The 8,784-nt window shown below is 68.2% G+C and carries 7 protein-coding genes and 2 pseudogenes; 6 read left to right on the top strand and 3 right to left on the bottom strand.

The genetic code is table 11. The annotated features are described in order from the left end of the window. The first annotated feature begins 30 nt into the window (after positions 1 to 30). Positions 31 to 839 (top strand): IS5 family transposase gene (locus tag BX266_RS27545; protein ID WP_180290635.1). Its coding sequence is split into 2 segments (ribosomal slippage): positions 31 to 370 and positions 370 to 839, totalling 810 coding nucleotides; the frame shifts between segments, so codons are not numbered across the junction. Between the two features lie 13 nt (positions 840 to 852). Here BX266_RS27545 and BX266_RS27540 read toward each other — a convergent pair. Continuing rightward, positions 853 to 1,168 (bottom strand): annotated as a pseudogene (locus BX266_RS27540) (IS21 family transposase); the annotation flags it as partial. Between the two features lie 295 nt (positions 1,169 to 1,463). Here BX266_RS27540 and BX266_RS27535 point away from each other — a divergent pair. From BX266_RS27535 to BX266_RS41250, 5 genes and pseudogenes are all read left to right on the top strand, one after another. Then, on the top strand, positions 1,464 to 3,095 hold the full coding sequence (locus BX266_RS27535; protein ID WP_099904122.1) for a glycoside hydrolase family 13 protein: 1,632 nt from the start codon (positions 1,464 to 1,466) through the stop codon (positions 3,093 to 3,095). Positions 3,096 to 3,212: 117 nt separating this feature from the next. Beyond that, positions 3,213 to 4,535: an ABC transporter substrate-binding protein gene (locus BX266_RS27530; RefSeq protein ID WP_099904120.1), complete on the top strand. Its 1,323-nt coding sequence runs from the start codon at positions 3,213 to 3,215 to the stop codon at positions 4,533 to 4,535. Positions 4,536 to 4,540: 5 nt separating this feature from the next. After that, complete coding sequence (locus tag BX266_RS27525; RefSeq protein ID WP_099904118.1) at positions 4,541 to 5,911, top strand: ABC transporter permease subunit; 1,371 nt, start codon at positions 4,541 to 4,543, stop codon at positions 5,909 to 5,911. Then, positions 5,911 to 6,759, top strand: coding sequence for a carbohydrate ABC transporter permease (locus tag BX266_RS27520; protein WP_099904116.1), 849 nt, complete (start codon positions 5,911 to 5,913; stop codon positions 6,757 to 6,759). The genes BX266_RS27525 and BX266_RS27520 overlap by 1 nt, the downstream gene beginning before the upstream one ends. Positions 6,760 to 6,969: 210 nt before the next feature. Then, positions 6,970 to 7,452 (top strand): annotated as a pseudogene (locus BX266_RS41250) (helix-turn-helix domain-containing protein); the annotation flags it as partial. Between the two features lie 147 nt (positions 7,453 to 7,599). Here the strand turns inward: BX266_RS41250 and BX266_RS27510 are convergent. Continuing rightward, the gene (locus BX266_RS27510; protein ID WP_180290313.1) at positions 7,600 to 8,124 is read right to left on the bottom strand and encodes a hypothetical protein; all 525 of its coding nucleotides are present in this window, start codon (positions 8,122 to 8,124) and stop codon (positions 7,600 to 7,602) included. Next, positions 8,043 to 8,735 carry a transposase gene (locus BX266_RS40230; protein WP_310794842.1) on the bottom strand — a complete coding sequence of 231 codons (693 nt, stop codon included), beginning with the start codon at positions 8,733 to 8,735 and terminating at the stop codon, positions 8,043 to 8,045. The genes BX266_RS27510 and BX266_RS40230 overlap by 82 nt, the downstream gene beginning before the upstream one ends. Positions 8,736 to 8,784: the final 49 nt, after the last annotated feature.

Here is an 8,784-nt window from a genome sequence, read left to right as displayed (position 1 = left end):
TTGAGGTGTTCGGGCGGCAGAGTGCTGCCTGTGTCGGATGATCTTGTGCCTGATGACTTGTGGGATCGGGTGGCCCCGTTGCTGCCGCCGCGTCCCGCGCGGCGCCATCGCTATCCGGGCCGCTTGCCGGCGGATGACCGCGCGGCCCTTCGCGGCATCGTGTACGTGCTGTGCAAGAGCGTGAGCTGGCGGGACGTGCCTGCGGAGCGGACCGGGTGCAGCGGGATCACGGCCTGGCGCCGGCTGCGGGACTGGACCGAGGCCGGCGTGTGGCCGCGCCTGCACGAGGTCCTTCTCGCCGAGCTGCGAACCGCGGGCCTGCTGGAGATGGACGACTGCGCGATCGACGGCTCGCACGCCAGGGCTCTGAAAGGGGGGCTCACACCGGACCTTCGCCGGTCGACCGGGCCAGGCCGGGCAGCAAACACCACCTGATCGTCGACCGCCACGGCACCCCGATCGCAGTCACCCTGACCGCCGGCAACCGCCACGACGTCACCCAGCTCCTGCCGCTCCTGGACGCGATCCCGCCGATCCGGGGACTGTGCGGACGCCCGCGGACACGGCCGCGCAGGCTGTTCGCCGACCGGGGCTACGACTTCGACAAGTACCGCCGCCTGCTTTGGAAGCGTGGGATCAAGCCGCTCATCGCCCGCCGCGGCGTCGCCCACGGCTCCGGACTCGGCAAGACCCGCTGGGTCTTCGAACGGACCTTCGCCTGGCTCCATCAGTTCAAACGCCTCCGCATCCGCTACGAGATACGCGCCGACCTCCACCTCAGCCTGCTCCAACTCGCCTGCAGCATCATCTGCTTGCGACGACTCCGAACCTCATTCTGAAACGATCAGTTATGCCGGTCAGGTGGTAGGCAGCCAGTACGTCGAAGTCGAAGTGGCCGGCGAACCCGACCGTCTCTGGGTGGAGAGGGATCGCCTCGCCCGGGGCGACGTGCCGGCAGACCAGAGTCTCGGTGCGGTTGCAGACCATGCTCATCGGCACATCGCCGAAGTGTGCGAATTGCTGCCGGTGGCAGTCGACGAACGTCGCGACGTCGTGGCTGCAGAACGGGCAACGCGAGCACGACAGCGTCACGCGGAAACGAGTAGACCTTCGGGATGCGGACGTGGGCGAGGATTGTCCCCTCGGCGTCTCGGTCCACTTGGGATTGCGGGCTGCGCAGGGTCAAGCGGGTGCCGACCGAGGTGCCAGAAACCTGTGATGATGCGACTTTCTGTGGGCTTGAGCCTGCGATGGTGCGGTCCCGCGGTGGGGCCGGAGCGTCATCGAGAGGTTGGCTACCACCTTCGGGGATCTGCCCGGCTGCCTCTTTCGTCCATCGCTATGTCCATATTTCGCCTGATATTCATGCACGAAGGTGCATGCCTGACGCCACGACCTAGGGGCGGCCAACACGGCTGTTTAACATCGGCGACACAACACCAACTCACAGACAGGCGCACAGGGTGGACGCGACCCAGGACCGCCGGTGGTGGCGCGATGCCGTCATCTACCAGGTCTACATCCGCAGCTTCCTGGACAGCACCGGCGACGGTCTCGGAGACCTCGCCGGCGTCCGTGCGGGCCTGCCGTACCTCCGCAAGCTCGGGGTCGACGGTATATGGCTGAGCCCTTTCTACCCTTCGCCGCAGCACGACCACGGCTACGACGTGGCCGACTATCGTGGTGTGGACCCGCTCTTTGGTGACCTGGGCGAGTTTGACCTGCTGGTCGCCGCCGCACACCGGATGGGCATCCGTGTCCTGGTGGACATCGTCCCCAACCACTGCTCCAGCGATCACCCGGACTTCCGGGCGGCGCTCGCCGCTGCCCCGGGCAGTCCCGAGCGGTCCCGCTTCCACTTCGCACCCGGACGGGGCGCGACGGGAGAGGAGCCTCCGAACAACTGGCACGCCATGTTCGGAGGCCCGGCCTGGACCAGGGTGACCGAGGCCGACGGCCGCCCCGGTGAGTGGTACCTGCACATGTTCACCCCGCAGCAGCCGGACTGGAACTGGCGTGTCTCCGAGGTCGGCGACGACTTCGAGCGGACCCTGCGGTTCTGGCTCGATCGTGGTGTGGACGGTTTCCGCATCGACGTCGCGGCCGGCCTGTTCAAACACCCGGAGCTGCCGGACTCACCGGACCCGGAGGCCGACGCGCGGACCCGTGACTCAGTCAACCCGCTCGCGTGGAACCAGCCCGAGGTGCACGACGTGTGGCGTCGTTGGCGCGCCGTCTGCGAGGAGTACGCCGCCGCCGACGGCCGCGAGCGGCTGCTCGTGGGCGAGGTCTCTGTGCCAACGGCCCGCGAGCACGCCCGCTACGTTCGCCCCGACGAACTGCACCAGGCGTTCTTCTTCGACCTGCTAGCCGCCCCCTGGGACGCGGACGCCTTCCGCAAGGTGATCTCCGAGGCGGTGCGAGACATCGCCGGGACGGGATCCACGGTGACGTGGGTGCTGAACAACCACGACCAGGTCCGCACCGTCACCCGATATGGCGAGCCCGTCCCCGGCGGCAGCGGTCTCGGTGCCGCTCGCGCGCGCGCCGCCGCGCTCCTGATGCTGGCCCTCCCGGGTGCGGCCTACGTCTACCAGGGCGAGGAACTCGGTCTCCCTGAGGTCCTCGACCTGCCGGACGACGTCATCACGGACCCGATTTTCCGGCGGACTGGCAGCCGGGCCCGAATCCGGGACGGCTGCCGTGTCCCGCTGCCCTGGTCCGGGTTGGCCTCCCCGTTCGGCTTCACCTCCGGTGCCCAAGCCGCGAAGCCGTGGCTCCCGCAGCCCGACTACTTCGCCGCGCACGCCACCGACGCCGCGCTCTCCGACACCGAGTCCTTCTGGCACCTCTACCGCAATGGCCTGCAACTGCGCTCCGAGCTTCCCCAGTTGGGCCAGGGCACGATGACCTGGCTGGAGACCTCACCGGACGTGCTTGCTTTCACCCGCGGCGACGGCTTGGTGTGCGCGGTCAACTTCGGCAGCTTTCCTGTGCCCGCCCCCGCCCCCGGCCTGCCTCTGCTGGCCAGCGGCCCCTGCCAGGCCGGTGAACTGCCGGGCGCCACGTCCGCCTGGTGGGTCACTGACCTCTGAGCATCCGGATCGTTGGTCCTTACGGCCTCGCGCCGTCCGTCACCACTTACCTGAACACATGGATCCCCGGGTGTCACCCGCCACCGGGTGGCACCCACGACCGAAAGGGCATCGACGATGATGCGACGTTCCCCCCTGCTGCTCGGCTGCACCGCCATCACCTTGGCGCTGACGGCTACCGCGTGCGGAGGCAGCGACCCTGGCCCCGCCGACAGCGCGGGCAACGGCCTGTCCGGCCACACCGTCACTGTGGCCGCTGTCTGGTCCGGCACCGAGCAGGAGAACTTTCAGAAGGTCCTGGACGCCTTCACGAAGAAGAGCGGTGTCAAGACCTCGTTCGTCTCCACCGGGGACAACCTCTCCACCGTCGTCGGCAGCAAGATCGAGGGCGGCAACGCGCCCGACATCGTGATGGTCCCGCAGGTCGGAGTGCTTCGACAGTTCGCCGCCAAGGGCTGGCTGACGCCGCTCCCGGAGACCGTCAGAACCGTCATCACTACCAACTTCGCCGCCTCCTGGAAGAAGTACGGCACCGTGGACGGTACCTTGTACGGCCTGTACTTCAAGGCCTCCGACAAGTCGACCGTGTGGTACAGCCCGGCAGCCTTCGAGCGGGCCGGTGTCACGACGCCGAAGACCTGGGACGAGATGCTCCAGGCTGGCCGGACCGTCTCCGACTCGGGCCTGTCCGCCTTCTCCGTTGGCGGCCAAGACGGCTGGACCCTCACCGACTGGTTCGAGAACGTCTACCTCTCGCAGGCCGGTCCCGAGAAGTACGACGCCCTCGCCGCACACACGCTGGCCTGGACCGACACCAGCGTAGTCGAGGCACTGACCACCTTGGGCAAGCTCTTCGGTGACAAGCAGCTCGTCGAGGGCGGTGCCCAGGGGGCCCTGAACACCGACTACCCCGGCTCCGTGGAGAAGGTGTTCGGCCCCGCCCCCAAGGCCGGCATGGTCTACGAGGGCGACTTCGTCGCCGGCAACGCCAAGGACCTGGGCCGCAAGATCGGCGAGGACGCCAAGTTCTTCCCTTTCCCGGCAGTCGGCACCGGCACGCCCCCGGTGGTCGCTGGCGGTGACGCCGCCGTCGTCCTCAAGGCAGGCAAGGACCCCGAGGCCGGAATGGCCCTCATGGAGTACCTCGCCTCGCCCGAGGCCGCCGCCGTCTGGGCCGGCGCAGGCGGCTTCCTCTCCCCGAACACCAAGCTCGACCTCGCCGCCTACGCCGACGATGTGACCCGCGAGACCGCCGGGTCCCTGATCGGAGGCGGCGAGGCTGTCCGCTTTGACATGTCCGACCAGACCCCGGCCGCCTTCGGTGGCACCAAGGGCGCGGGCGAGTGGAAGATCCTCCAGGACTTCCTCGCCAACCCCTCCGACCCCGTGGCCACGGCCGGGAAGCTGGAGGCCGCGGCTGCCCAGGCGTACAACGGCTGACCACGATGACGACCTCGACCCCCCTCAGGGAGGGCGGGCCGCCGGCCGCCGCCCTCCGGCCCGGCCCCGCGCGTGACAAACGGCGGCGCGCCCGCCGCCGCGGCAACACGATCGCGCTGCTGTTCGCCCTGCCCGCCCTCACCCTGCTCGGCGCCCTAGTCGTCTATCCCGTGCTCTTCTCTGTCGGCCGGAGCCTCTTCAACGCCTCCGGCGACCACTTCGTCGGGGTCGACAACTACGTCGGGATGTTCCAGGACCCCGCCATCCTCAAGGCGATCCGCAACACCGCCGTCTGGGTCGTGGTGGCGCCGGTGCTACTCACCGGCGTCGGCCTGGTCCTCGCCGTCCTGGTGGAGAAGATCCGCTGGGCCACCGCCTTCAAGCTGCTCCTCTTCATGCCGATGGCGGTCTCCTTCCTCGCAGCCGGCATCATCTTCCGGCTCGCCTACGACCAGGACCCGGACAAGGGCGTCCTTAACGCTGTCGCCGTCGGCGTCCACGACACCTTCTCCGGCGGCTCGCCCTACCCGACCGCCCACGCTCGCGACGGCCAGGGCCTGGTCGCGGACAGCGGCGGCTACCGCACCACGGCCGCCGTCCCGCAGGGGAGGACGGCGCTCCTCGGCATGGTCGGGGTGCTTCCCGCGAACCTTCCGCCCGACGCCGTCGCCGCAGCCGGCGCAGCCTCTCTCCCGGCCGCCCCCGGTGAACTGCGCGGGGTCGTCTACCTCGACTTCACCCCCGGCGGCGGGGGCCGCCAAGGCCAGGTGGACCCGGGAGAGCGCGGCATGCCGGGGATGGAGGTCAAGGTGGTGTACGACGGGCGGACCGCAGCCACTGCGAGGACCGGCCCCGACGGCTCATTCCGCTTCACCGGACTGCCCCGGAGCGACTACACCATCAGCCTGCCAGCGTCCAACTTCGCGCCGCCCTTCCAGGGCGTTTCCTGGCTGGGACCGGCTCTAGTCACCCCGTCGATCATCGGCGCCTACCTGTGGATCTGGACCGGTTTCGCAATGGTCCTGATCGGGGCCGGTCTGTCCGCGCTGCCCCGGGACGCCCTGGAGGCTGCTCGGATGGACGGCGCCAATGAGTGGCAGGTCTTCCGCCGGATCACTGTGCCCATGCTCGCCCCCGTCCTCACTGTCGTCTTCATCACCCTCGTCATCAACGTGATGAAGGTCTTCGACCTGGTCTACATCATCGCACCGGGCCCAGTGCAGGAGGACGCGACGGTGCTCGCCACCCAGATGTGGCTGGTCTCCTTCGGCGGCGGCAACAACCAGGGCCTCGGCAGCGCCATCGGCGTACTGCTGCTCCTGCTCGTCCTGCCCGCGATGGTCATCAACGTGCGCCGAACCCGGAGGAGCCGCTGATGAACGCGAAGAACTCCCTCCGCCGCCACCTGGGCAACCGCGTCGTCCAGGCTGTCCTGTCCGTGATCGGCCTGGTCTGGGTCACCCCGCTGGCCGGACTCTTCCTGTCCTCCCTGCGCACCACCGAGGACACCGCCTCCGGCGGCTGGTGGACGGCACTCGTCCACCCCGACCGGCTCACCTTCGAGAACTACTCTGCGCTGCTTGGCAACTCCGGCATGACCAAAGCGTTCTGGAACACCGTCCTCATCTCCGCCCCCGCCACCGCGCTGGTGGTAGTAGTCGGAGCACTGGCCGGCTACGCCTTCGCCTGGCTGGATTTCCCCGGACGCGACACCGTCTTCTTGGTTGTGGTAGCGCTCCTGGTGGTGCCGGTGCAGATCGGCCTGCTGCCGGTGGCCAAACTCTTCGGCGCTCTCGGCCTCTTCGGGACGATCCCCGGCGTGGTGCTCTTCCACGTCGCCTACGGGCTGCCGTTCGCTCTCTTCCTGCTGCGCAACTACTTCGCCGAGATTCCGGCGGAGATGCTGGAGGCCGCCCGGCTCGACGGAGGCACCGAGTGGCGGATCTTCACTCGCCTGGTGCTCCCGGTCGGACGGCCAGCCATCGCCAGCCTGGCCATCTTCCAGTTCCTCTGGGTCTGGAACGACATGCTGGTGGCTCTGCTCTTCGCCGACAGCTCCTCACAACCGCTGACAGTCGAACTGCAATCTCAAGTACGACAGTTCGGCAGCAACATCGACGTGCTGGCCCCGGGCGCCTTCCTCTCACTGCTGGTACCGCTGGTCGTCTTCTTCGCCTTCCAGAAGCAGTTCGTCCAAGGGGTAATGGCAGGCTCGGTGAAGTAACCCGTACCGCGGGCTCGGCCACGGGTCGGCCCAGAAGGGGCTGCGGGAGACGAGGGCCAGGTGCAAGTTAGCCTCTTTCATCCTGTCCGGGGAGGGTGAAACAGCTGCTCAGCGAGGGTGGGGTAACAGACGAGGCTCCTGGTCGTTGCGTTGGTGTTCTTTACGCACCACGCTCTGACCGAGGAACCTCGTTTGGTCCCGTGTCCTGCCATGCTCGGCGTCCTGCACGAGCTGGTCGAACACGTCTCATGGCTCATCCATACCCGAAGGTGTGTTCTGGGATCGCGTTGGCGGAAGTTGAGCTGCTTCAATCAGGGCCTGCTGGTCCTGGCCCATCTTCGGAGGAACGGTGGAGTCAATCGGTCAGCGCAACACCCGAGGTGGTGGAGGGTGTGGCGTAGGGCGAGGATGGGTCGTCCGGGCATGCCGGACGCGCAGAAGCGAGAGTTGTGGGACCGCTGGAAGGCCGGCGAGTCGATCAGTGTGATCTCCCGTGCCTTGGGCAGGCCACCGGGGTCGATCTTCACGATCGTCAAGGCCAACGGCGGATACGTTCCGCCGGTCCGACGCCGTCGGCCGGGCTCGCTGACGTTCACCGAGCGGGAGTCGATCTCCCGCGGACTGGCTCCAGGCGACTCGCTCCGCGAGATCTCCCGCGCCCCGGGGCGTGCGGCATCGACCATCAGCCGGGAGATCGCCCGCAACAAGGGTGCCAGGCACTACCGAGCGGTAGACGCAGAGGATCGGGCCTGGGATCGCGCCCGACGCTCCAAACCCTGCCTCCTGGCCACCAACGAGCCTCTTCGTGCCCTGGTCGCCGAGAAGCTGGCCGAGGACTGGTCACCGAAGCAGATAGCCGGGCATCTGGCAAAGTCCCAGCCAGCCAAGACGGGGATGCGAATCAGCCACGAGAGCATCTACAAGTCCCTGTTCATGCAGACGCGCAAGGTCCTCGCGAAGGAACTCCAGCAGCTGAACCGCCCCGTGTTCGGTAGAGGTCTCAGTGGCCGTTGTCGTACCGCTCGCGGGGGTTGTCGATCGAACGGGAGTCTCGTTCGGGTGACCCAGCAGCCCGGCCAGCTCCTTCGCTCGCAGCCCTTCCGGGCCGGCCCCGGCCTCCAGCACGGCCAGCAGCCTCCGATACTCGGGCGCGAGCGCCTGCACCGTCATGCCCTCCCGCCAGCCGGGCACCACCGATCCGGCCACCGGCTCCTTCGCCACCACCGGAACCGGCACCGGCCCGACCGGCTCCTCCGGCTGAGCATCCGCGGCCAGAGCCTCCGTCAACTCCATGAGCGCGATGATCCGACGCTCCAACAAGGCCTCCGCCTCCGAGAGTTCAGCCAGGATCCGATCCGCCTCCACGCGAAGCTCCTCCACCCGAACCCGCGCGGCCGACTCCCTCGCCTCCAACAACCCCACAACCGACGGCATCCGGAACCTCCCCGACGAGACGACATCACACACCACCTCTGCCGCAGATCCACCCGCACCATGCCTGACCAGCTGAAACGCGGCTTCCACGTTCGGAAAGACAACGGCCACTCAGGTTGTGGTTGTGACCTGTGGTTTTGCGGTTGTGAGGTGGTAGGTGTTCTCGTATTCGAACGGATCATCTCGGCCTCGCCGTCGGCGGTCTTCGGCGTGGCGGTTGCGAACCCGGCCAGGACAGCGCGGGCGGCGTTCTCGGCGTCCAGGGTGTCGGACTTGCCGTTCATGCGCCGAAGCCGCCGGTCCGGGCGGCCGGCCTCGACCACCTTGTGGCCGGACCTGCGCAGGAACGACGTCAGCGTGGCGCCGTAGGAGCCGGTGCCCTCGATCCCGAACGCCAGGACCGTGCCGAACGAGGCCGCCCAGTCGGCCAGTTGCCGGAAGCCACCGGTGTCGGTGGGTATCGTCAGCCTGGCCAGGATCCCTCCGATCGTGTCCATCACCGCCGCGACGTGCAGGTGCTTGTGCGTGTCGACGCCGACCACGACGTGCCCGGATCGGGACTGCTCGATGGTGCGCACAGGGTTTCCCTCC

The organism is Streptomyces sp. TLI_171, from assembly GCF_003610255.1.
Lineage (GTDB): Bacteria > Actinomycetota > Actinomycetes > Streptomycetales > Streptomycetaceae > Kitasatospora.
The sequence above is the reverse complement of the archived record's forward strand: the minus strand, read 5'-3'. Positions and strand labels throughout refer to the sequence as shown.